The organism is Mucilaginibacter sp. OK098 (genome assembly GCF_900142915.1).
In the GTDB taxonomy this organism is placed as follows: domain Bacteria; phylum Bacteroidota; class Bacteroidia; order Sphingobacteriales; family Sphingobacteriaceae; genus Mucilaginibacter.
Map to the genome: position 1 here is coordinate 345,376 of NZ_FRCM01000006.1, position 23,456 is coordinate 368,831.

The following is a 23,456-nucleotide window of genomic DNA, read 5'->3' on the forward strand; positions in this document are numbered from 1 at the left end:
TTTTACCAAATAAATTTGGCTTAATATTGAAATTTCTTTGAATAATTTAAATAAAAACAACTAAAATATGGCGTTAAAACTATTTTAACCTATTTTTAACGTAATTTTTATATAACTCCAAGACTAATTGCACGCAAAGTAACAAATAATCCTGATAATTAATAAAGTTTCGTAAAAAATACATTAAAAACAATAAAAATTCAGGCCCAACTGAGAACCAGCTTGGTTGAATATTGTTTATTATACACTATTTATTGTTTTTTTGAAGGGGAACTAAAGAGTTAGTGCCGGGGGCTGGCAATACAAATGAGGTAAAACAAGTCATTAACTAATACTTAAACTAGTTACGTGAGCTTATTGACTACTATAGAGAAACCTTTTTTGGGCTTTTAAATAATCTAAATATTGAAAACTATCAGGAATTAGTATTCTTTCCTTTTTTGAAATTTCAATAGCACAACTAATACATTTGCCAGAAAAAGCAATGCAACTATTATTAACATAAAATAAGTATTACTTTGGTTTATAAATTGGTTTGTAAAGATAAAAACTAAAACGTAAATAATTCACAAAAAGTTCACAAACAAATAAATAAGTTATTAACAAGTCCAAAATTTCTTTTGTCAGGGACCTGAAGCTTCCATTTAGTCTGTTTTTTAACAATTTTATTTATAATTGAAAGGAGGTTAGGCAGTTAATATATTGCTAAAAAGTAAATAGTTTATCTATCTTCCTCAAAATACATTAAATTAAAATAGATATTAACCTAAATTATAAAACAAGCCGTTTATCCGAATATTTCAATTGCTAAACAGATTTATTTAATGGCTAGGTAGCTACTAATGGACACTTTTTTACTACTCCTGTGTACTGTCTCCAAATGGGCGATTCAATAGTCTCTATTTCTAGATCGAGATTAGTGTACGCTGTTATTTTGTTTAAAGAAACAATGAAAGATTGATGAGTACGGACAAATAAATTTGCCGCCCCCCAGAGTTGTAATTGATTGTTTAAGGTGTAAAAAAGGCAATTGCTTCCGGAAATTTCAATATAATCTTTGCAGCTTTCTACATACAGCACATCTTCTAAAAAATCTTGATCGTTGTAATTTTAAAAGAGTTTAACTATTACAGTTCGGGTGTAAGTTTAAAAATATTTCGTACTTTTAAGGAAGTGTTAAAGTAATAAAATGATCTATCAATCCTTTAAGCCTTCGCCTTTTGTACAGGAATTTGTAGATCATTACCTGTTGCTTCATTTTGATTTTAAGAAACTAACTGCAAGTCCGACTAAATTATATTATCCGCATGCTGAACAATGCCTCACTTTTAATCCTAAAGGCAGTTTAACATCAATCAACCTGCAAACAGGAGATAAACTATACCGGAGCTATAGTTATTTTAATCAGCAGCAAACCTCTTCATATCAATTATACTTTGACGAGGATTACCTGATGCTTAAAGTGGTTTTTCAACCGGGAGCTTTGTTCCGGTTACTGGGGATCCCACTTTCCGCGTTTGAAAACCAATATATTGATGCAGAATCAGTAATACCCAGCGAGGTCCGCCTGGTGAATGAACAATTAGCCAATGCCGGCAACTATACAACAATGATTCAAATTGTTGAACGATATATAGCAGATAAAATCAAAACCGTTAAACGTGACAAACATCCTTTAGACAAAATCAATGAATTGATGAATGTCCAAAGCGCTAATTTTTCGTTGGACTGGGTAGCGGGGCAGGCTTGTTTGTCCACCAGGCAATTAGAAAGGAAGTTTCTGGAACGTATCGGGGTTAGCCCCCAAACCTATTACCGAATCATCAGGTTCAATAAAGCCTTTAAAATGAAGGAGCAGCAGCCGGGATTAAGCTGGTTTATTATTGCCATTACCTGCGGTTACACTGATCTTCAGCATCTCATCAAAGATTTCAAGCAATTTGCAAGAACTACGCCAACGGCCTTATTGCAGGAAGAAGCCAATGCCATTCAGCATCAATTTAAGTTAATTTAAAAGATGTCGTTTTTATACACCTAAACCGTTTTGCATTCTGTGCATTTTTACATCATGAAAATACAGAGATTCAAATCCATTGCTTTGATACTTTTAATATCAGGCTTTTATTTCAATACTATGGCGCAGACAAAGGAAGAACAAACGATCAGAAAATTAGAAGGACTGGAAAGCCAGGCTGTTTTAAAAGGCGATATTGCGGCTTTATTAAATACGTATTGGTCACCAGAGCTGGTCGTCAATAACCCCGCCAACATCGTGGTGACCAGGCCGCAGATTGTAGAGCTCATCAAATCAGGTAAGATAGCTTACACCATTTTTGAAAAATTTATTGAAAAGATTTCCATTATTGGCAATACAGCAATCGTGATGGGCCGCGAAGAAGTGAAACCTGAAAAAGCAACAGATCACGCCGGTAAAACAGTAATCAGAAGATACACCAATATCTGGATGAAGCTTGATGATAAATGGGAACTGGTGGGCAGGCAGGCAACCATATCATCTGTTCAATAAGCCAATGTCTTCGCTTTTGTTGATGTTATCACCATAAATGTTCGGAAGATTATTATAATGATTAAACCCCTTCCCTATAGGAGGGTTACGGTAGAGTTGTGTATTTGAAGCGAGGAGTGGCAGCACTTGCTCATCAATCTGTAAAAGCTCCATAAACTCCCGTCTCTTCCTTCTCCGGGGAAGGACCCGCACAACACTCAGTCTTCTTTTTACTTTTCTGAACAATGGTGGCGTTGTCACCAACAAGGGCTGCATTAATATCCTTAACGGTTACAAAATTTTGAACACTCCAAAACAATTATCTATAAATATAAATCAACGAAGGTTAATGCAAACAAAATTCATAAACATTAAAACATTTACCATGAAAACACGACGTTATTTATCCTTATTATCAATCATTTGCCTATCGCTCTTATTGGTTAAGTGTGGTAAAGACGGAGCCATAGGCCCCCAGGGCAATGCCGGTGATAAAGGCCCGGTTGGAGCTGTTGGTCCCGCTGGGCCGGCCGGGGCAAATGGCATTGCGGGCAGTGTTATTTATAGTGGCAATACCGCCCCAGCAGCCGACAAAGGCAACGCCGGCGATTTTTATCTCAACACAGCTACCGGCTTATTATATGGCCCTAAAACAACCGCAGGCTGGGGTACAGGCTTTTCATTAAAAGGACCTGCGGGGACAACAGGTGCTACAGGAGCAACCGGTGCTGCGGGCGCAACGGGTACCACAGGGAGCACTACCTTAAGCGGTGCAGGTTTGCCTGCAAGCAGCCTGGGTAACAATGGTGATTATTACCTTGACAAAACAAACTATCTGTTATATGGCCCTAAAACGGCTTCTGAATGGGGCATACCTATAAATTTACAAGGCCCGGCCGGGCCACAGGGGCCCGAAGGGAATGCCAATGTAAAAACTGATGTATTTACGGTATCTACTGGTGCCTGGGTATATAGTGATCCTTTTTTTGTGGGAATCGCACCAGGTGCCTCAGCCAGACAGCCATCTATACATTACGACCGTGCAAATGCTTTGATCACTACTGATCTGTTAAACACGGGCATGATACTGGTTTATTTCCAGTCGACACCAATGTATTCAGAAATAGAGTGGCAGCCACTGCCTTTTTATTTTATACCTGGTGGAACTGGGGATTATACCTATAATTGGGCCTATATAACCTCTGTTGGTAATGTAAGGTTGGAGTTTTATTTTACTGCACTTAATAGTACTCCACCTGACGTAGCTTCTTATAGTTTGCCTACAACAAAATATAAGGTTATAACCGTAAGCGGCACACTCCTGGGCTCCATCCACCAAAACCATATTAATCTTAACAATTACAATGAGGTAAGCAGGTTCCTGGGCGTTCGGTAGCGGGGATAAAACCACAGGTCAAAAAACATACAAACGAGCGCCTGTTTAAACTAATTTAAAAATAATCTATATGAAAAAGATAATGATTTTAGCAATAGGCATTGCAATCAGCTTTGCCGCATGCAAAAAAAGCGGGGTTCAGTCAACCCCGCCTATTAAAATTACTAATACCGGTTGTATGGTAACAAATCATCTAGTCGATAGAGGGCCGTTTGACGGCAGAACTTATTATTATTATTATGATAAGAATAACCAAATGACAAACTATGCGCATTATAATAACACCCAGCCCGGGTATCCTATCCTAAGAGATACTATATTCTACTCATCCCCGGGTGCTGTAAGTAATGTAAGTCTCGAAGTTGGTGGGGCCAGGTCAAGCCAGTACTTTCCGTCTACAACCCTCTACCAGTATGGCAATGTAACGGGGCTTCTGCCGGCTTCGGAAAAGACATTCGGAACACCGGAGCAAGATTATAAGCCGGGCGATATAATTAATTCTCCAATCGCTTATTATGGGTATAGCCTTGATTTCGATAAGCAAAACCGGCTATATTATGTGGAGCGGCTTACGCTTAACGGTTCTGGCAGGGTTAAGATGGATATTTTTTATAATGATAAAAACAATGTTATAAAGATGGTAATTGAAAACATCACGGGCGTACGCGGTACCACAACAATAACGGTATCCGCTTATGATGACAAGCCCAACCCTTATGTAAATATGCCTTATTGGAAATTAGCCTTAGCACCAGACTGGGTTGACCCTTATGATGTGGAATCACTTCTGACAGCACTCAGCCAAAATAACCCGATGGATTTTACGCTTAATGCTACCTACATCGGATCAGCAACGTACATATATAGCAGAACCATGACTTATACCTATAATGACAAGGGCTTGCCCATGACCAGGAGCAATATCCAAAACCAAACAGGGCAGGTTGGTAGCAATTATACTTTTTCTGAAACATATGCATATAGCTGTAAATAACACACCAGGAAACATACACACATTAAAAGCCCGTTCACTATCCTAACCTTCCATAAAGGCCGTTAGAATAGTTACATTTAATCACTATATGACCAATTAGGAATTCCGAACCGGGTATTTATTGTAGATTTATTTAAATGAATTAATACAATAAATGATACAATTTTTAAATTACCTTAATAATGTTACCCCGCTTTCAGATAACGCACAATCAGCCATAATTAGTAAATTAAAAAAAGCTAAGTATAGTAAAAACCATATTCTCATTAAAGAATTATCAAGATGCGAACATTTGTTTTTTATTGAAAAAGGATTAGCCCGGGCCTATTATTTTAAGGATGGAAAGGAAATTACCGATTGGTTTGGTTTAGAAAACAGTGTTATAGGCCCGGTAGTACGACACTTTCCTACTAAAACAGGAATGCATTCTGTTGAACTATTAGAGGATACAACTGTTATCTCCATTAGTTTTTATGATTTGCAGGAACTGTATGATAAATACCATGAAATTGAACGGTTAGGCAGATTAATTGCGATACAAACCATCCTTGTATTACAACAAAAAATTGATGCTATACAATTTTTAACTGCCAAACAACGCTACCGTGACTTTATAAAAGCTTATCCAGATCTTTTGCAGAAAGTTTCTTTAGGATATATAGCCTCGTATCTTGGAATGAATCAGGTTACACTTAGCAGGATCAGAAAAAGCAAAAGTTAATTTTTTAGCAATTGCTAAAAGAAGTCGCTCAGTAAATCAGTTCCTTTGTGAATAAACAGGCTACAATTGAACATAGGAATTTTCACTTACGGAACGCGGGGCGATATACAGCCATATATTGCTTTGGCATTAGGACTTATTGACAAAGACCACCAGGTAATTATTGCAGCCCCTGAAAATTTCAAGGAATTAGTTGAGGGTTTTGGCATTGCCTTTCATCCATTGCATGGTAACGCCGAGGAGGGAATGAACTCACCCGAAGGGCAAAGCGTATTACAAACCGAGAACACCATTAAGCTGATGAAGTATTTTTTTAAAGTACTTCATGAAATAAGGGTTCCGTTGCGCAAAAGCTATATTGAAGGAATTAACAAAATAGATTTTATTATAGCAAATGCTGCAACACTGCCAATTACGTATGCAATAGCGGAAAAGCAAAATAAAAGAATTGCGTTAACCTATTTTATGCCACCAGTTGTCCCTACGACTGAGTTCCCACTAGGTGACTTCGACTTCCTTAATTTCCCCTGGTATAATAAGCTGACTTATAAGCTGGCACATGTTTTTTTCTGGAAATTTGTAAAGAGAGAAACCAACGAATTCAGACAAGAATTAGGCCTGCCTGCTTTAAAGGAAAACCTTATAGATTATATTGGTAAACAAAAACCACTGGACTTATATTGCTTAAGCCCAAGCCTGATCCCTCAACCCAAAGATTGGGATGATAACCATAAAATAACCGGCTTTTTAACTGTTCCTGAAAAAAGAATAGCAGGTCATTTTCCGGATGAGAGCCCAATCGAATTAAATAATTGGTTACAGCAAGGCGATAAACCCATATATATGGGTTTTGGCAGTAATGGCGTTGGCAATACAGAAAAGTTTATAAATATCTTAAATACGATTCTGAACAAAACCAATGAACGGATCATATTTTGCACAGGGTGGTCGCTTTTTAAAAACTTACCCCAACATAAGAACCTGTTCGTAACAAAATATGTAAACCATGAGGCTGTTTTACCAAAATGTAAGGTGGGGATATTTCATGGTGGTGCAGGCACGCTGGCTGCTATGTTGCGGCACAACCTGCCGGTAATTATTATTTCATTTTATACCGACCAGCCAACCTGGGGGAAAATAATAGAACGGATGAAACTAGGCGTTCACATCCCTGTAAAAAAACTCAATGCCGATAAGCTAATTTCCGCTTTAACAAAAGTTCAGTCATCTGAAATAAAGAATTGCGTAGCAATTATCGGCCAGCAAATCAGAAATGAAACCGGGCTTGAAAATGCGGTGAATGAAATTGAAAAGTACTTTAATGAAACTCTTCCTTAAAATAAAAAGGATAGAGGAAATTCGCTGGCGTATACTTAATAATAGTACGACAATGATTTTTCATCTAAATTAGAACTAAAAAACCGGCCTGGACCGGTTCTTTAGTTCTAATTTCAAATTACCAACCTGCATTTTGTTTAAGCTGGCCCTGGCTTATCTGGATATCTTTTGGTGGGATAGGCCAAACATTGTCCCTGGCCGGAACAAAATTACGGGCGGGCCAAACAACAGAGCCGTTGGCCCCGTGTAATGGCTTGGCATAGGCAAGCTGCGCATCGCCCCAGCGAACCAGGTCAAAATTCCTGTCACTCCATTCACCTGCAAGCTCGCAACGACGCTCGTGCTTTAAATTAGCCATGGTTGCACCCGATATAGGGGCTAAACCTGCTCTCTGGCGGATTAAATTGATCTCGGCATCACCACTTTTGCTCTGCATAATTTCAGCTTCGGCCTTGAATAATATTACTTCAGCATAACGTAACAAGGGTACATTTAAATCGGTTGATGGTTCATCACCATTAGGACTTATATGAATACCACCCGCATAACTGAAAGGCTCCATATATTTATTAAATTGGTAGCCGGTTAAGCTGTTACTCTTTCCGCCGATGGGATAAGTATAAGTTTGCCCGAAATACTGAAAGGTATCGCCTTGTTTAAGAATGGTTGTCTGCAACCTTTTATCGCCAGTTTCAAATTCGTCAACAAGTTCTTTAGTTGGCTGGAAATAGCCAAAACCATTATACAAACCCCATCCTTTATTTTCCAGCATCGCACCTGGCAATATGCTCTGTCCGTTTGAACTGCTGGCCACCGACCAAATATATTCTGAACTATAGTTATTGGCAATTTTAAATACATCTGCATAGTTACCTAACAATTGATGTTTACCGCTTAAAATTACTGAGTCGGCATATTTTTCCGCATTGGCATAATCTTTAGCATGCAGGTATGCTTTTGCCAGGTAGGCCCATGCTGCAGTTTTGTGTGCTCTCCCATAATCGGCAGGGGCAAGCTTGTCAAAATACGGTAAAAGAGAGGCGGCCTTTTTAAGGTCAGATATGATATAAGCATAGTTATCCTTTACAGATGCCGGCTGCAAAGGAAATGCAATTGGGTTAGCCCTGTTCTGTAAAGGTGCGCCTTGTGTGTTGCTTCCATAAAGATCGGCAATTTCCAGGTGCATGGTGGCATGAACAAAATATGCCTGCCCAAGAATAAAGTTTTTAGCTGCCTGATCCATGTTTATAGCCGGAACATTATTAATAATATCATTAGCTCTTTTCATTACTACAAAATGTAATGACCATGGCGCGTAAATACTGCCTTCGTTTCCGGTACAAACAAAGTTTTTTATATTTTGCCTGTCAGAAGATGTACGGCCTACAACCATGTCATCGCTTGCGTTTATAAACCAAAAGAAACCGCGCCCATACATATCTTCACTGTTACTTTGCAATTCATACAAACCATTGGCAGCTTGCTGGGCATCACTGGCTGTTTTCCAAAAGTTGGCCGTGGTTGGCGTACCCGTTGGCTTAATGTTATCCAGGGTGCCCTTTTTGCAACCTTGCACTGCCATTAAAATTATAATACTTAAAATGGTGCAGGTATATATATTCTTAAATTTCATGACTCTTTTATTTTAAAATCCTTTACTTGGTAAATTATAATCCAACATTAACACCTAATAAAACTATTCTTGACGGCGGATAAAGCCCCAGATCAACTCCGTTCTGGCCAATGCCTATTTCCGGGTCAAGGCCTGTGTATTTAGTAAATGTTACCAGGTTTTGCGCGTCAACATATAGCCTTAAACTGCGGATTCCCATTTTATTGCAAAAATTCTTGTTTACAGTATAACCGAGTGTTGCATTTTTAATCCGCATATACGCTCCGCTTTCAACATAAAAATCCGATACATTACTAAAATTACCATTCGGGTCGCTAGCTGATAATCTTGGGATATTGGTATTGGTGTTAGTAGGTGTCCAGGCATTTTTTGCTGCAGCTAACAGGTTGTAGTTTTGTATAGATGCGTTTAACCCAGTGTATTTAACGCCATTAAAGAGCTTGTTACCTGCTACTCCTTGTAAAAATATGCTGAGGTCAAACGAGGCATAGGTAAGGTTAGCTGTAAACCCGTAATTAAATTTGGGGAAGGGTGTGCCCAAATAAACTTTATCGCTTGTATTAAGCTTTCCGTCGCCGTTAACATCAACAAATTTTATATCTCCGGGCTTTGCATTTGGTTGGATCAGTGTGCCATCAGGCGCCTTGTAATTATTTACCTCGGCCTGTGACTGGAATAACCCAGCTGTGCGGTATCCGAAAAAAGAATAAAGCGGGTATCCTTGAACCAGTTGCACAGGCACCAGGTTGTCCCTTACTGTTGGATTACCCAATATGGTTTCCTGGCCCGGTAAAATATCATTTATCTTATTTTTAATGTACGAACCGTTGAGTGAAAGGTTATAATGTAAATTCCCTGTACTGCCTTGATATTTAACCGCTAATTCGATCCCTTTATTTTGGATCTCACCTCCGTTAACAAATGGTGGATTTGATACGCCGTAAACAGCAGCTACTGGTGGTTGAAACAAAAATTGAGTATTCTTTTTTACAAAAGCATCAACAGTAACATCTAATTGGCCGTTCAGCATGCCTAAATCTAAGCCAATATCTGTTTGTGCTGCCTTTTCCCAGCGTAAATTTGGGTTTGAAATTCCTCCTACTGCTGCACCTGTAATAATAGCTGCGGGGCTACCCAAATAACCCGAAGTCTTAGTTAAAGAAACGGAAGTAGGGAAATTTGGCAAACCCGCCAGGTTACCTGACTGGCCATAACTAGCCCTCAGCTTGGCAAATGAGATTATGCTTTCTGTTGGAAAAAAAGGCTCTTTACTAATGATCCATCCTGCGGATACCCCGGGGTAGTTTTCTGACCGGTATTTGCTGCTTAACTGCGAGGTTGCATCCCTCCGTATAATACCATTAATAAGGTATCTCTCTTTATATTCATAACCAACCCTGCCAATATAGGAGATGAGGGCATTTTCATTTTTTTGTCCCTGTAAGGGGATGCCGGTTGGTGCAAGGGTTCCATTTATAATATACCGGGATGAAGGGTCTTCACTTAAATAATTATCGGTATTAACACTAAAAAATTCCTGCGTATCGTCCTGGTAGGTATAACCCGCCAGGGCTGTTATATGGTGGTTATTGCCAATCGTTTTGTCGTACGTAAGAGTTTGCTCTGCTAAAACAGTAATAAAATTATTATCTTCCTGGAACAGCGAATTATCGAAAAACTTCTTGCCTGGCTCTAAAATCCTGGTACCGAAATTTTTAATTGTTTCCAGGTTTTTGTTAACCCCCAGGTTTGATCTGAATTTAAAATCTTTTAAGAATTTAATTTCAACATATGGGTTTATGTTAAGGCTGGTTACAGCATCACTATTATCCAATCGTTTAAGATAAGCTACCGGGTTAATCACATCGCCATATGAGCCTGCATATTGTGCTGGTACACCGCCAAAACTTCCATCTGCATTATAAATAGATGCATTGGGAGGATAAAATATAGCGGATAGTATTGCACCTGTGTAATCACTTGTAGTATTTGCGCCTTGTCCGTTGTTGTACGAGAAAGAGGCGCTCTCCCCTATTTTAAGCCAGTCTTTAATTTTATGATCAGAGTTGAACCTGAAATTGTACCTTTCTGAATGAGTATTCAGCAAAATAGCATCGTTTCTTCTGTAACCGCCTGAAACATAAAAGTTAGATTTCTCACTACCGCCACTTAAATTCAGGTTATAATCCTGTACATAACCAGTTCTGAAAAGCGCATTGGGCCAATTAGTCCTGGTGATACGCGAATCGGGGTTTACCTGTGCATTAAACGCATCCAGCCTGGGTAAGCCAGCGTTATCATAAGCTTGATTAATAGCATCCGCATATTGTGCCGCATTTAATGCATGCAAAATCTTTTCGGCATTTTGCAGGCCAGCTTTTGCGGTAATATCAACATTTGTTTTTCCTTGTTTACCGCGCTTGGTAGTTATTAATATTACCCCGCCGGCAGCTTTTGCACCATAAATGGCAGCATATGAATCTTTTAATACTTCGATAGATTCTACATCGCTAGGGTCTATCGGGCCACCGTTGTAAATTGTTCCATCCACAACTGTTAGCGGGCCCTCGTTATTAAATGAGCTTTGTCCGCGCACCCTGATGCTGGGCAAGGCTGTTGGATCGCCCCCTTCATTTAATACAGTTACACCGGCTACCTGGCCCTGCAGCATTTCAGTAACCGAACCTACAGAACGGTCTTTAACATTTGCAACTTTTAAAGACCCAACCGCCCCGGTAATATCTGCCTTTTTTTGAGTGCCATAACCTACAACTACTACCGTTGATAATCCGGTCATATCACTTTCCAGGGTTACATTAAGCGGCGAATGATCTGCAACTATTGTTTGTGTTTTATACCCAACATAGGTAAATATCAAGGCATCCCCTTCTTCTATTGTTATTTTGAAATTCCCGTTTATATCGGTAGAGACTGCCGCATTTGAAGCTTTGCTGCGAACAACCACGCCAGGTAGGGGGCCATCTTTGTCTGTTACCATACCTGTTATAACTACCTTGCTTACCACCGGTAAAACTTTTTTACGGGAAATAATGATAGTACCGTACTTTTCCCTGTATTCCACAGCTGTGTGGCTGGTTAAAGCATCAAGTACATACTTTAAAGATTTATTGATAAACTGACTTTCCTTTACTTTTACCTGCGCCACATCCTCAAGTTTGTAATTAAAAGACACATTATTTACCGCTTTTTTTAATTTTTCCAGTGAAACATCCAGGGTTTCATTAGCAAACTTTACCGTTACCGGCTGATCAGTAATTGAATTTTTTTGTTCTGCCAAAGCCCTCCGCGGCATTGATACTGTTAAAACAGTTAAGAGCAATAAAACTGTACTCATTAACTTTCTCAAAATCTGAGTTAGAGGTTTTTCCATATATTTGTTTTTTTAATAGTGATTAGTAGCTGCCCGCTTGTTTTAGTTTTGGCAGTTACCTGTAATTAGCCAATGCTTGTTGACAGCAGGCATTGGTTTTCTCTTTATATATCATTTAATATTTACTGTATTACCTTGCAGTTTATATGATCTGCCATCAATAACCTGTAGTATATCCACCACCTGTTTAATTGTAAGTTTATTTGGAAACCTAACCGAGTAATGCTGCCTATTGGGTTTTGTACCCAGGTATCTGAAATTAATATTATACCTGTTTTGGAGGTAAATGGCTACCTCTTTAAATGTAGCGTCATCTAAAATAAGTTCATCACTCATCCAGCTGAGCGAGTGGCTATCAGCAACTTCCTGTTTTATAAAACTTTGATTTTGTTTATTGTAAATTAACAATTGCCGGGGGGTATACATACCCAATGTGTGGGTTTGATCGTGCGCTTCAACCTTACCGCTTTTAACGAAAAGCTGGATATCAGATAGTTCTTTATAAAATTTAATATTGAATGATGTACCTAATACCTGGGTAGTAACTTTGTCCGTGTGAACTAAAAATGGTTTTAAAGCGTCGTGTTCCACTTCAAAAAAAGCTTCACCATCCAATAAAAATACTTCACGTTTTTTGTCACTAAATTTAACCGGAAATTTAATTGTAGTGCCAGCATTTAGTTTCACCACTGTATTGTCCGGCAATACCACCTGGGTCATTTGGCCTTTGGGCGCAGTAACCGTTTGGTAGGCTATTATATCGCTGGTATTATGATTGAAGAATCTCCCTGAATATAAAACGCCGCCTAAAACTGCCAGCACCAAAGCAGCCGCAACTTTCAGCCATATCATATTCAGTTGTCTAACCTTCGCAGGAACCGCGGTCTGCATTTCTATTCGTTCCCATAGTGCTTGCTTTAATCCGTCTTTAAACGGTTTAAGATCCGTTTCGGAATCAAATTCATGCATCCTTGCCTTCAGCAAGGCTAATTCTTCGTCGGTGCATTTACCTGAATGGAATTTTTTTAGAAGCTTTTTAATTTCCTGTTCGTTCACTTATTTGGCTATATACCTAATAAGTGACAGGTAAGCGGCAGTTGTACTATAAGAAATGAAAAAAAAATATCAGCAGTAAAAATTCTTTGAAATTATCGAAAGGAATAACATTATAATATTGATGAACAGATTTTTTAAGCCGGGCTAAGGCTCCACTGATCTGATTACGTACTGTTTGATGCGAGATCCCTAATTCTGTTGCTATTTGCTGCCCGTTCATATCCTGCTCCCTGCTGCACAAATAAACCTGGCGCATTTTTTCGGGCATATTATTTACTTCAGCACTTATTAACCTGCTCAATTCTGAAATGCTTATTTTTTGAGTAGTGCTGTCTTCGTAATTTTCTTTTTCTTCTGTAATAATATCTAAAGATACCGGCTGCTGCTTTTGTTTTTTATACCATCTGAATACCATATAGTTTACAGAAACAATGAGATAAGCAGCCAGTGACCCATTAAGCTGTATGGTGTTACGGTTCTTCCATAACGACAGGAATAATTCCTGGACCATATCCATGGCCTCATCTTCGTCATCTGTTTTTTTTAGTGCAATAGCTATTAATTTATCGGCATAACGCTCATATATTTCTTTGAATGCACAATGATTTCCACTTTGCAATTCGAGCATTAACTGAACGTCCGAATATTGTTTCATAACACTAATTTACCAGGCCAAAGTAAAAGTTACTATATTAAACTAAATTTAAATATATATTATCACTTTCAAAATTATTGTAAATTAACACTTTGCATAACTGAATATTCTCTCTGGTTCGCTTTAAGACAACAGAGTGAAGCTAATTTAGCTACCTTTATCCCCGATGGCAGGAATGTAATTAATTGTTGATTTTCAAATAGTTAAAAACATAAAGTAACAAATAAGTAACATCACCAGTGAGATAAACTCCCATAAATCATGAAAAAGTAGCCCTAAGTTCGCTTTTAAATTTCCCGTCAATCTGAAAGTAAAAGATGAATATTTTATATTATACGGTCTAATTGTACATCCGCATTAAGAACGTTGCTAAAATAAGATCAGTTCTTGCGCTGGCTTGAGACATACACATAACACGGCATCGCTTAAACAACCGACAGCAGTAAGCAGAAAACTGTCAAGGGTGGTGCTGCCAAAAAAACACACCGCACCATTTACATGCCCTTTACTGTTTTCTGCGGTGCTAATTTTGTGACTGCGATGTGTTGCCTTTTCTTTTTAAAACAAAGGCGGCTATGTTATTAGGTACGAATTTCATTGCCGCCAAATCCAAGGGAGGCTGGCGGAGAATGAAATGTAGCGTGATAACGTGATGTAATGAACCGCTTACCGTTTCACCTGGCGCAAAGTGAGTACCTTGGGTTAGTGAACAGTTGTCAGCTTCATGTGGTAAAGGGAGCCGACACTGTTAAAATGTTGATAGCGTTCTAAATTCCTGTTATCCCATTCAGGAATTAATCGATTTCAAAAATAATTAATACTTTAATTCTTAATTTCTATCCCAGATAAAGTTATAAGAGCCAATGATTGAAACGGAACTAACCAATGGGAGCTCATCGCAACGATCATTGATGTTTTCCGTAAATTTTTTAAATGCAGGTAAGCTGCTTAATTCTTTACTAACTTGTTCATTCTCATGATGAGCAATATGAACAAAGGTAACACCATCTTCGAGCTTGACGGTAGTGTATCGAAGACCTTCAATTTGTTTCTCATGCAATTGTTTGTAAACCTCTTTAACGAATTGTTCGTTCTCTGCAACTTTGTTTGCTTTTATCCTGTAGCGGACTAATACCTTTTTCATTTTATTGATCTTAATTGTTAGTGAGTAAATTATGATTGCTGTGCTTTTCTTTCTGTCATTCTTTATGATAGCTTTATTTGTGAGTAAATAATTTAGCTCAACATTTCTTTCATGCCAAATGCAGTTAGATAACTTTCGTATTGCTCCTTAACAGTTTTGTTTGCTATTTCAGCAAAGCTTCCGCTTGCCGGGTCAACAACTGTTCTTAAAGGCCGTTTGCCTTTAGGCGTATCAATTAACTTTACAATTGCATCGGCAACCAATTGAGGATTTGGTTTTAAGTTTTCAAACATTTGCTTAAAACCTGCTATAATTTGTTCGGGAACTTTTGCTAAGTCGCCATATCCAGCAACTACTGTAGTATCTGAACCTGTTGCAACTTTCCCCCAAACTTCGGTGGGAAACGGACCAGGTTGAATCATCACCGCATCTACACCCAAAGGTTTTACTTCATAATGTAAGCCCTCTGTTAACCCTTCAACTGCGAACTTAGCACCATTGTAAACTGTTGTAAAAGGAAAAGAGAAACGACCTCCAACGCTTGAAATGTTTACAATTAAGCCTTCGCCTTGCTTACGCATATAAGGCAAAGCTGCTCTAATGATTCTCCAAGGTCCTGTTACAGCTACATTGAGCATTCTATCCAAATCATCTTCGGTAAATGATTCAGCAATTCCGACTGCGGAGATTCCTGCATTATTTACTACCACATCAATTCTACCTTCTTTTTTAATGATAGTGGCAATTGCATCTGTTACCTGTTTTCCATTTGTAACATCTACTTCTAACACCTCAATGTTTTCTTGCTGAACCAATGCCTTTGCTTTTTCAGCATTACGACCTTTTGTTTCACGCATTGTAGCATATACTTTGTGCCCTAAAGTTGCACAAGTGTTAGCTGTGAGCCAACCAAAACCGCTATTTGTTCCCGTAATTAAAATGACTTTTTTTTCCATGATTGTTTTTTTTGAACAATTTTAATTTGTTTGATTTTTATGACTACAAATGTATGTGCAATACCACACCCTAATAGTGTGTAAATCAGACATTCTATGGTGTTGTTTAGGACAATCAAGTGTTTTACCTTTACCAAAAAAACCGAATGAAACAACTTGCAATCCTTTTACCCAATAGAGCAACCGCATCAAGCAGTTTAATTTTAACTATTGAAGTGATCGAAAGGGCCAATGAGTACTTTATTGAAAGAGGAAAGGGCGCTGTTTTTAAAACTACTTTGATAGGTGATGCAAAAGAAAATATTGTAAAACATGGTTCTTTTTCGATGCACCAGGATAGGAGCTTTGACGAAGTGATGAAAACAGATATGATTATTGTGCCGTCTCTCGGTGACAACATTGAGACATCATTAAAACAGAATAAAAGAATGATTGATTGGGTAAAAAGTCAATATAAAGAAGGTTCTGAAGTGGCGAGTTTATGTACCGGCGCGTTTATACTTGCATCTGCCGGATTATTGAATGGGAAACAATGTTCAACGCATTGGCGTACTGCCGAAGTTTTTAAAAGGTTGTACCCGGAAGTTAATCTTACAATTGAAAAAATAATTACTGAGGAACATGGAGTTTATACTTCAGGTGGGGCTATTTTCTCCATGAATTTAATACTACATATTATTGAAAAATATTATGATAGAGAAACTGCAATTTATTGTGCTAAGATTTCCGGAGTTGACCTGGACAGGAATAATCAGTCGGATTTTATAATTTTCTCAGGACAAAAAAATCATAAAGATGACGAGATAAAAAAAGCACAATTATTTATTGAAAAAAATATTGGCAATAAAATTATTGTAGAGGAACTCTCTGCAAAAGTTTCTATTGACAGGCGAACTTTTGATAGAAGATTTAAGAAGGCTACAGGAAACAGTCCGTTTGAATATATGCAACGAATAAAAGTAGAAGCCGCAAAAAAAAGTTTTGAATCAACAAGGAAGAATGTTAATGAAGTAATGTATGATGTTGGCTATTCTGATTTGAAGGCGTTCAGAAATATTTTCAAGAAAATTACTGGGTTATCTCCATTAGAGTATCGCAATAAATATAATAAAGAATCTGTAGTTTCTTAATAGATTTTATGATTAGTTGGGGCTGTGGAGGGTATCGTCACTCAAATTGCTCTTTTTATAATCCCTACAAAATAGCCACTATTGCTGGATAGAATACTGCCGTGAGCTATGTACCTTTGCCCAATGGCCGGCATCTACATCCATATTCCTTTTTGTAAACAAGCATGTCATTATTGCGATTTTCATTTTAGCACCTCGTTAAAATATAAGGACGAACTTTTACAGGCGTTAATAAAAGAAATTAACCTGCAAAAAGCTTACTTGAGTAACGATACTATTGAAACCATTTATTTTGGTGGCGGCACGCCGTCACTACTAAGTGCCAATGAACTCAACCTGCTTATCGGCACAATTACCAGCCTGCATACTGTCTCGGCAGACGCCGAAATTACCATAGAGGCTAACCCTGACGACCTGGACAAAGCTAAGCTGCAGGCGCTGCGTCAAACAGATATCAACCGGTTCAGCATTGGGATCCAGTCGTTTTTTGATGACGATTTGGAGTGGATGAACAGGGTACATCGTGCCGGTGAGGCTGAAGCTTCGGTAAAAAGAGCCCAGGATATCGGGTTCGAAAATATAACAGTCGATCTTATTTATGGCTATCCATTACTAAATGATACAAAATGGAAGCACAACCTGGATAAGGTATTTGAGCTGGGCATTCCGCATGTATCCTCCTACTCCATGACGGTTGAGCCCCAAACCGCGCTTGCATCATTCATCAAAAAGAAAAAGCAGGCCGCAATGGATGATCAGCAAAGCGCAGAACAGTTTATTTTACTGATGGATGCTATGCAAACCAACGGCTTTGAGCATTACGAAATCTCGAATTTTTGCAAACCGGGGCATTATTCAAAACATAATTCAAATTATTGGAAAGGTGTAAAATACCTGGGCATAGGCCCATCAGCCCATTCCTACAATGGCGAAACCAGGCAATGGAACATTGCTAATAATGCTAAATATATGCAGGCTTTAGAAAAAGCCGAAATACCCGCTGAAACGGAACTGCTTACCGAAACCGACCGTTTAAACGAATATATTATGACCTCCCTGCGCACCATGTGGGGCCTCGACCTGAAAAAACTAAACAACATTGCCAAAGGAGCCGACGGACAGCTAAACAAAGCCGCTCAGCGTTATTTTGAAAATGGATGGATAGAGCAGAAGGAAGAAGTAATCTATCTAACCTCAACCGGAAAGTTATACGCGGACAACATAGCTGCTGAATTGTTTTTCTGAAATTAGCGGTTGTACTTCAGTCTTTAGTCCACTACATACTAAGCTATTTCCTGCAAACCATCCCCCGCCTGCTGTAAACGCCTCCGTAACGGGCGACACATACGTATATAATCCTGATCTGGTTTAAAACTACTTAAAACTTAAGGCTATACGAATTACCTTAATGTATAAAACCACATGCAATAAGACCCCGTATCTTCTCCAAACAATATTTATCCAAAATCATGAAAAAATTAATAATCGCGGCCTTTGCTTTAGCAGCTATTGCAATTGCGCCAAAAGCAAATGCACAAACTAAAATGGTTGGCGGTGCAGCAATGTATCCAACTAAAAACATTATTGAAAATGCAGTAAACTCGAATGATCACAAAACATTGGTTGCCGCAGTTAAAGCTGCAGGCCTGGTAGAAACTTTAGAAAGCACCGGTCCTTTTACCGTATTTGCACCAACAGATGAAGCATTTGGCAAACTGCCCGCCGGAACAGTTGATAACCTGGTAAAACCTGAGAACAAGGCTACCTTAACCAAAATTTTGACTTATCATGTAGTTGCAGGCCGTTTAAGCGCAAAAGACTTATGGATGCAGGTAAAAGCTGGTAACGGCAAGGCTGAACTAAAAACTGTTCAGGGTGGTACATTAACTGTAATGGCAAATGGCAAAAAATTATACCTTGTTGATGAAAAAGGCGGCAAATCATGGATAACCATTGCCGATGTATTTCAAAGCAATGGCGTGATACATGTAGTGAATACCGTGTTAATGCCTAATTAAGTTGGCAATTAAAGGCTGACTTGACATAAAACGTTGAATTACTTATGCAAAAAGCTGTCCTGACGGGGCAGTTTTTTGTTTAAAGTATATATTCAATTATGTTCAACCGCAGCTGCTATGAACTATGAACCATCAACTATGAACTCCTCCTCAAATTGTCAGAAAATTATCAAAAACAAAATCAAGCATTTACATGTTTTCAGGTTTATTTATTTTTGCTTGTTAAATAATTGTGAACATGAGCTTGATTTTAACCCCTATTGACAGCGTTGACGATATTACAAAGGATGATTTTATTAATAATTATTTAAACCTGCGAAAGCCGCTTATTATCCGCAAGGCTACTGAAAGCTGGCCCGCGCTGCAAAAATGGACCTTTGATTACCTGAAAGAAACCATTGGCGACCAGGTGGTTCCTTTATATGACAGTTCAAAGGCTGATCCTTCAAAACCCATTAACGCCTCAGCTGCCGAGATGAGGTTTGGTGATTATATTGATCTGATACAGAGTGAGCCTACAGATTTACGAATCTTTTTGTTTGATCCAATAAAACATGCACCTCAGCTATTAAATGATTACCGCTCGCCTACCAACTTAATGGGAGGCTTCCTGGATAAATATCCCAATATGTTTTTTGGGGGAGCCGGATCAGTAACCTTTTTGCATTATGATATTGACCTTGCCCATATTTTCCATACGCATTTTAATGGCCGCAAACATGTTATTTTGTTCGACCAAAAGTGGAGCGAACGCCTTTACTGTATCCCGTTTGCAACTTATGCTTTGGAGGATTATGACATTGAAAAGCCTGATTTTAAAAAATTCCCTGCACTGGATGGTGTTGAGGGGCAAGAAGCCTTTTTAGAGCATGGCGATACGCTGTTTATGCCAACGGGCTATTGGCACTGGATGAAATACCTTGATGGTTCGTTCTCCATTTCATTACGTGCATGGGATAAATCATGGGCCATTAAAGCCAAAAGCCTTTACAACTTACTCATCCAACGCAAGTTTGACGACCTGATGAAGAAAAACTTTAAACTGAAGTATATGGAATGGAAAGAAGAGCTGGCAGTTAAGCGCGCAAATAAGGCATTACAGGAGAGTGAGCTGGCCTAACCTAATATTTTTAACAATTTATTAATACACTTCGGCAATTAATTTCGTTATTTTGTTAACTTTCCGATAAATAAGTTTTTGTTTTAGCTTATATTAATAGGGAATCAAAACAAAATATGAGCTTTATCCTCCGCCCGATAGATACTGTAGAAACCATTAGCCCCGCAGATTTCACAGCCAACTACTTAAAGCCGCGCCGTCCGCTGGTTATAAAAGGGTTAACCAACAACTGGCCCGCTCGCGAAAAGTGGACGCCGGAATATTTAAAAAGTGTTGTTGGTAGCAAAGTAGTCCCGCTTTATGATAATTCAAAAGCCGATCCTTCAAAACCAATCAATTCATCAGCTGCTGAAATGCCGTTTGATAAATATATAGACCTGATAATGTCAGAGCCTACTGAGCTGCGGATCTTCTTTTTCAATATTTTTAAGCAGGCTCCACAATTACTGGATGATATTGCCTTCCCTAAGGAATTGATGGGCGGTTTTCTAGAAAGCATGCCTTCTATGTTCTTCGGCGGATCAAACTCAGTTACTTTTTTACATTACGATATTGATCTTCCGCATATATTTCATACCCATTTTGGAGGTAAAAAACATGTGATCCTGTTCGAAAATAAATGGAAGCGCCGATTATACTGCATCCCAAATGCAACTTATGCTTTGGAGGATTATGATGTATTAAACCCCGACATTAAAAAATTTCCTGCCCTTGACGGCGTGGAAGGTATAGAAGTGTTTTTAGAGCATGGCGATACCCTGTTTATGCCCACAGGCTACTGGCATTGGATGAAGTACCTGGAAGGCGGCTACTCTTTAAGCCTGCGGGCTTGGGATGCATCTATAAGCCGCAAAGCAGCCAGCATATATAACCTGGCCATAAAAGGCGGTTTAGACAGCGTTTTAAAAATGGCCTTTAAAGCTAATTATGCACAATACCGCGAAAAAATTGCGGTTAAATGGGCTAACAGGGAACTGGCATCGGGAAAACCGTATTAAATAAAAAGAGATTAAGCAGACATATTCAAATTGCCTGCTAAAAATTATTAGTTAAATTTGCCTTATGAAAACAAGCTTAAAAACTGCATTGTTCTTAATTGTATTTGGCTTGATGGTGGTTAGCACCATACCTGTTAAAGCCCAATGCTCACAATGTGCAGCCCAGGTTGAAACAAATACCAAAAATGGCGGGAACGCTGCAAAGGGCTTAAATAAAGGCATTATATTTTTATTAGGCGCTCCTTACCTTGCGGTTGCTGCTGTTGGATTAATCTGGTACAAAAAATATCGCCGTAAAAATGTTGATATGAACATGCGCGATGAAAAGCTGCATTTGAATTAAGAAGGTTCATAGTTGATGGTTCATAGATCATGGCCATGATGCCGGGTTGTTACTTCCTAAGTTCCATCTTCTTTCCTGCTATGAACCATGAACTATTATCCATGAACTATTAACTATGGCGCAAACACCAAAATCATGGGCAATGCTGCATACCAAATGCCCGCGTTGCAGGCGTGGTGATATGTTTAGCGGGGGCATGTACAACTTCGGTTCAAATAAAATTCACGATCGCTGCCCGCACTGCAATTTACATTTTGAAATAGAGCCGGGATACTTTTATGCAGCCATGTATGTAAGCTATGCCTTAAACGTAATGGAAGCTTTTGGCATAGTGGCAATTACCTGGGCAGTTACCAGGAATGCCGATTCGCCCTGGCTTTATACAGGTGTAATATTATTAGGATGTTTGTTGCTTTCGCCAATAAATTTCAGATATTCACGTGTTTTACTTTTATATTGGCTCTCCCCTAAAATAAATTATCAGCCACATTTAGATACCGATGATACAACGCCATACCTTTGATTTTTTAACAGAGCTGGTTGAAAACAATAACCGCGAATGGTTCCAGGCTAACAAAGAACGTTACGATGCAGCCCGCGAAAATGTAATTGAATTTACAACAGCGCTTATAAAGCTGATGCATAAAATAGACCCCGGAATTGACGCCGGGCTCGACAGCAAAAAATGCGTGATGCGCATTTACCGCGATATCCGTTTCAGCAAAAATAAAACACCTTACAAAAATAATTTTGGCGTTAGCATACCTACAAGGGGCCTTAAGCTTGGCGGTGCTGAATACTACCTGCATATTACACCGGATAAATCATTTATTGCCGGTGGGTACTGGATGCCCGAGGCCGGTCATTTAAAATCTATAAGGCAGGAGATTGACTATAACGGGCACGACCTAAAAAAAATAATTGACGATCCCGGATTTATTAAGTTATTTGGCGACTTTAGAAAACAGGATCAGCTAAAGAGCGTTCCGAGAGATTATAGCGCCGATAACGAAAATATCGAATTATTGAAGCTTAAAAGTTTTATAGCACAACGCCAAATTAAAAACGAGGAACTGCTAAAAGAAAATGCCGCCGAAACAGTAGCAGCAATATGCAGCAGGATCTATCCGTTAAATGTGTTTTTAAACAGTGCCATTGCTTAATTTATTTTACTAACTATAATGAAGACCAGATACATTTTATTCGCAGCCCTATTCTGTTTAGCACTACACTCCTGTGTGGTTATGTCGCCCAAAAAATATAAGGCTTTGGTAGCCGAGCGCGATTCACTTTCAATGCGTGCAAATTCACTTTTTGATACAGTAGCCATGCTACGTGCCGATACCATGCGCCTGCACCGCGAAATAAGGGAAGCCCAGGGCAATTATGATGCGCTTAAGGGTAGTTATAATAGCCTGAATGATAAATACGGGGCTCTTAACAATAATTTTACTGCCAGCTCTTCAAAAGTAAATGAGCTGTCGTCAAATCTAAAAAAGAGAGAAGCCCGCTTAAAGGAAGTGGAGGATGCCTTGCGTAAACGCGATGAAGCTACCAATGCTTTAAGGGATAAATTACAAAAAGCATTGCTTGGGTTCCAGCAAAATGGGTTATCAGTTGATATCAGGAACGGAAAGGTTTATGTTTCACTAACTGATAAGTTGCTGTTCCCATCGGGCAGTATTGTAATTGATGCGCGTGGTAAACAAGCTTTAGAACAATTGGCTGTTGTGCTTAACAAAGAAACTGATATTAATATTGCTGTTGAAGGGCATACCGATGATAAAAAGGTAATTAACCTTGGCCAGATAAAAGACAACTGGGACTTGAGCGTACTCCGTTCCACCTCTGTATGCCGTTACCTGACTGAAATTGAAAAGATAGACCCGAAAAGGCTTACTGCTACCGGCAAAAGCGAATACCAACCGGTTGATACCGGCAATACCACCGAAGCCCGGGCCAAAAACCGAAGGATCGAGATCATCCTTAGCCCTAAGCTGGATGAGTTGTACAATTTGATAAAGCAGTAACACGAACACGATTTAAGGATTTATGGG

At 38.9% G+C, this 23,456-nt stretch carries 22 protein-coding genes; 15 read left to right on the top strand and 7 right to left on the bottom strand.

From position 1 onward, the window contains the following. Nucleotides 1-828: 828 nt before the first annotated feature. Nucleotides 829-1,080 carry a LytTR family transcriptional regulator DNA-binding domain-containing protein gene (locus BUE31_RS31715; protein ID WP_073405875.1) on the bottom strand — a complete coding sequence of 84 codons (252 nt, stop codon included), beginning with the start codon at nucleotides 1,078-1,080 and terminating at the stop codon, nucleotides 829-831. 109 nt (nucleotides 1,081-1,189) lie between these two features. On the opposite strand from BUE31_RS31715, the gene BUE31_RS21370 reads away from it, so the two are divergent. The 6 genes from BUE31_RS21370 (at nucleotide 1,190) to BUE31_RS21395 (ending at nucleotide 6,955) form a co-directional block, all read left to right on the top strand. Beyond that, complete coding sequence (locus tag BUE31_RS21370) at nucleotides 1,190-2,014, top strand: helix-turn-helix domain-containing protein (RefSeq protein WP_073405876.1); 825 nt, start codon at nucleotides 1,190-1,192, stop codon at nucleotides 2,012-2,014. 54 nt (nucleotides 2,015-2,068) lie between these two features. Further along, a complete protein-coding gene (locus BUE31_RS21375) occupies nucleotides 2,069-2,527 on the top strand; it encodes a nuclear transport factor 2 family protein (RefSeq protein WP_073405877.1) in 459 nt (152 codons plus the stop codon). Between the two features lie 364 nt (nucleotides 2,528-2,891). After that, complete coding sequence (locus BUE31_RS31155) at nucleotides 2,892-3,902, top strand: collagen-like protein (RefSeq protein ID WP_159440724.1); 1,011 nt, start codon at nucleotides 2,892-2,894, stop codon at nucleotides 3,900-3,902. Between the two features lie 70 nt (nucleotides 3,903-3,972). Further along, the gene (locus BUE31_RS21385) at nucleotides 3,973-4,896 is read left to right on the top strand and encodes a hypothetical protein (protein ID WP_073405879.1); all 924 of its coding nucleotides are present in this window, start codon (nucleotides 3,973-3,975) and stop codon (nucleotides 4,894-4,896) included. A gap of 154 nt (nucleotides 4,897-5,050) precedes the next feature. Then, nucleotides 5,051-5,617 (top strand): Crp/Fnr family transcriptional regulator, encoded by a 567-nt coding sequence (locus BUE31_RS21390; protein ID WP_073405880.1) that lies wholly within the window; start codon nucleotides 5,051-5,053, stop codon nucleotides 5,615-5,617. Nucleotides 5,618-5,683: 66 nt separating this feature from the next. Then, the gene (locus BUE31_RS21395; protein WP_073405881.1) at nucleotides 5,684-6,955 is read left to right on the top strand and encodes a glycosyltransferase; all 1,272 of its coding nucleotides are present in this window, start codon (nucleotides 5,684-5,686) and stop codon (nucleotides 6,953-6,955) included. A 118-nt stretch (nucleotides 6,956-7,073) separates the two neighbouring features. Here the strand turns inward: BUE31_RS21395 and BUE31_RS21400 are convergent, their stop codons facing one another. The 6 genes from BUE31_RS21400 to BUE31_RS21425 all read right to left on the bottom strand — a co-directional run bounded on the left by BUE31_RS21400 (nucleotide 7,074) and on the right by BUE31_RS21425 (nucleotide 15,790). Further along, on the bottom strand, nucleotides 7,074-8,588 hold the full coding sequence (locus BUE31_RS21400) for a RagB/SusD family nutrient uptake outer membrane protein (RefSeq protein WP_073405882.1): 1,515 nt from the start codon (nucleotides 8,586-8,588) through the stop codon (nucleotides 7,074-7,076). Between the two features lie 34 nt (nucleotides 8,589-8,622). Next, entirely contained in the window at nucleotides 8,623-11,943 is a 3,321-nt protein-coding gene (locus BUE31_RS21405; RefSeq protein ID WP_159440725.1) for a SusC/RagA family TonB-linked outer membrane protein, read from the bottom strand. Between the two features lie 147 nt (nucleotides 11,944-12,090). Beyond that, nucleotides 12,091-13,035 (bottom strand): FecR family protein, encoded by a 945-nt coding sequence (locus BUE31_RS21410; RefSeq protein ID WP_073405884.1) that lies wholly within the window; start codon nucleotides 13,033-13,035, stop codon nucleotides 12,091-12,093. 46 nt (nucleotides 13,036-13,081) lie between these two features. Continuing rightward, complete coding sequence (locus tag BUE31_RS21415; RefSeq protein ID WP_073405885.1) at nucleotides 13,082-13,690, bottom strand: RNA polymerase sigma factor; 609 nt, start codon at nucleotides 13,688-13,690, stop codon at nucleotides 13,082-13,084. A gap of 829 nt (nucleotides 13,691-14,519) precedes the next feature. Continuing rightward, a complete protein-coding gene (locus BUE31_RS21420; RefSeq protein ID WP_073405886.1) occupies nucleotides 14,520-14,834 on the bottom strand; it encodes a hypothetical protein in 315 nt (104 codons plus the stop codon). A 92-nt stretch (nucleotides 14,835-14,926) separates the two neighbouring features. After that, on the bottom strand, nucleotides 14,927-15,790 hold the full coding sequence (locus tag BUE31_RS21425; RefSeq protein WP_073405887.1) for an SDR family oxidoreductase: 864 nt from the start codon (nucleotides 15,788-15,790) through the stop codon (nucleotides 14,927-14,929). Nucleotides 15,791-15,936: 146 nt separating this feature from the next. Here BUE31_RS21425 and BUE31_RS21430 point away from each other — a divergent pair, with 146 nt between their 5' ends. From BUE31_RS21430 to BUE31_RS21470, 9 genes are all read left to right on the top strand, one after another. Beyond that, nucleotides 15,937-16,920 (top strand): GlxA family transcriptional regulator, encoded by a 984-nt coding sequence (locus BUE31_RS21430; RefSeq protein WP_073405888.1) that lies wholly within the window; start codon nucleotides 15,937-15,939, stop codon nucleotides 16,918-16,920. A gap of 123 nt (nucleotides 16,921-17,043) precedes the next feature. Then, entirely contained in the window at nucleotides 17,044-18,165 is a 1,122-nt protein-coding gene (hemW, locus tag BUE31_RS21435) for a radical SAM family heme chaperone HemW (RefSeq protein WP_073405889.1), read from the top strand. A 224-nt stretch (nucleotides 18,166-18,389) separates the two neighbouring features. Then, nucleotides 18,390-18,938, top strand: coding sequence for a fasciclin domain-containing protein (locus BUE31_RS21440; protein WP_073405890.1), 549 nt, complete (start codon nucleotides 18,390-18,392; stop codon nucleotides 18,936-18,938). Between the two features lie 238 nt (nucleotides 18,939-19,176). Continuing rightward, nucleotides 19,177-20,058 carry a cupin-like domain-containing protein gene (locus tag BUE31_RS21445; RefSeq protein WP_073405891.1) on the top strand — a complete coding sequence of 294 codons (882 nt, stop codon included), beginning with the start codon at nucleotides 19,177-19,179 and terminating at the stop codon, nucleotides 20,056-20,058. Nucleotides 20,059-20,174: 116 nt separating this feature from the next. Further along, nucleotides 20,175-21,056 (top strand): cupin-like domain-containing protein, encoded by an 882-nt coding sequence (locus BUE31_RS21450; protein WP_073405892.1) that lies wholly within the window; start codon nucleotides 20,175-20,177, stop codon nucleotides 21,054-21,056. Nucleotides 21,057-21,120: 64 nt separating this feature from the next. After that, nucleotides 21,121-21,399, top strand: coding sequence for a hypothetical protein (locus BUE31_RS21455; RefSeq protein ID WP_073405893.1), 279 nt, complete (start codon nucleotides 21,121-21,123; stop codon nucleotides 21,397-21,399). A 115-nt stretch (nucleotides 21,400-21,514) separates the two neighbouring features. Beyond that, the gene (locus tag BUE31_RS21460; RefSeq protein WP_073405894.1) at nucleotides 21,515-21,922 is read left to right on the top strand and encodes a DUF983 domain-containing protein; all 408 of its coding nucleotides are present in this window, start codon (nucleotides 21,515-21,517) and stop codon (nucleotides 21,920-21,922) included. Next, complete coding sequence (locus tag BUE31_RS21465; protein ID WP_073405895.1) at nucleotides 21,900-22,562, top strand: DUF2461 domain-containing protein; 663 nt, start codon at nucleotides 21,900-21,902, stop codon at nucleotides 22,560-22,562. Before BUE31_RS21460 ends, BUE31_RS21465 begins: the two co-directional genes overlap by 23 nt. 18 nt (nucleotides 22,563-22,580) lie before the next feature. Continuing rightward, a complete protein-coding gene (locus tag BUE31_RS21470; protein WP_073405896.1) occupies nucleotides 22,581-23,429 on the top strand; it encodes an OmpA family protein in 849 nt (282 codons plus the stop codon). Nucleotides 23,430-23,456: the final 27 nt, after the last annotated feature.

Coding starts and splice junctions, on each gene's coding strand:
- BUE31_RS21370 (WP_073405876.1), top strand. CDS start 1,190: ATGATCTATCAATCCTTTAAGCCTTCGCCTTTTGTACAGGAATTTGTA.
- BUE31_RS21375 (WP_073405877.1), top strand. CDS start 2,069: ATGAAAATACAGAGATTCAAATCCATTGCTTTGATACTTTTAATATCA.
- BUE31_RS31155 (WP_159440724.1), top strand. CDS start 2,892: ATGAAAACACGACGTTATTTATCCTTATTATCAATCATTTGCCTATCG.
- BUE31_RS21385 (WP_073405879.1), top strand. CDS start 3,973: ATGAAAAAGATAATGATTTTAGCAATAGGCATTGCAATCAGCTTTGCC.
- BUE31_RS21390 (WP_073405880.1), top strand. CDS start 5,051: ATGATACAATTTTTAAATTACCTTAATAATGTTACCCCGCTTTCAGAT.
- BUE31_RS21400 (WP_073405882.1), bottom strand. CDS start 8,588: ATGAAATTTAAGAATATATATACCTGCACCATTTTAAGTATTATAATT.
- BUE31_RS21405 (WP_159440725.1), bottom strand. CDS start 11,943: ATGAGTACAGTTTTATTGCTCTTAACTGTTTTAACAGTATCAATGCCG.
- BUE31_RS21415 (WP_073405885.1), bottom strand. CDS start 13,690: ATGAAACAATATTCGGACGTTCAGTTAATGCTCGAATTGCAAAGTGGA.
- BUE31_RS21420 (WP_073405886.1), bottom strand. CDS start 14,834: ATGAAAAAGGTATTAGTCCGCTACAGGATAAAAGCAAACAAAGTTGCA.
- BUE31_RS21425 (WP_073405887.1), bottom strand. CDS start 15,790: ATGGAAAAAAAAGTCATTTTAATTACGGGAACAAATAGCGGTTTTGGT.
- BUE31_RS21430 (WP_073405888.1), top strand. CDS start 15,937: ATGAAACAACTTGCAATCCTTTTACCCAATAGAGCAACCGCATCAAGC.
- hemW (WP_073405889.1), top strand. CDS start 17,044: ATGGCCGGCATCTACATCCATATTCCTTTTTGTAAACAAGCATGTCAT.
- BUE31_RS21440 (WP_073405890.1), top strand. CDS start 18,390: ATGAAAAAATTAATAATCGCGGCCTTTGCTTTAGCAGCTATTGCAATT.
- BUE31_RS21445 (WP_073405891.1), top strand. CDS start 19,177: ATGAGCTTGATTTTAACCCCTATTGACAGCGTTGACGATATTACAAAG.
- BUE31_RS21450 (WP_073405892.1), top strand. CDS start 20,175: ATGAGCTTTATCCTCCGCCCGATAGATACTGTAGAAACCATTAGCCCC.
- BUE31_RS21455 (WP_073405893.1), top strand. CDS start 21,121: ATGAAAACAAGCTTAAAAACTGCATTGTTCTTAATTGTATTTGGCTTG.
- BUE31_RS21460 (WP_073405894.1), top strand. CDS start 21,515: ATGGCGCAAACACCAAAATCATGGGCAATGCTGCATACCAAATGCCCG.
- BUE31_RS21465 (WP_073405895.1), top strand. CDS start 21,900: ATGATACAACGCCATACCTTTGATTTTTTAACAGAGCTGGTTGAAAAC.
- BUE31_RS21470 (WP_073405896.1), top strand. CDS start 22,581: ATGAAGACCAGATACATTTTATTCGCAGCCCTATTCTGTTTAGCACTA.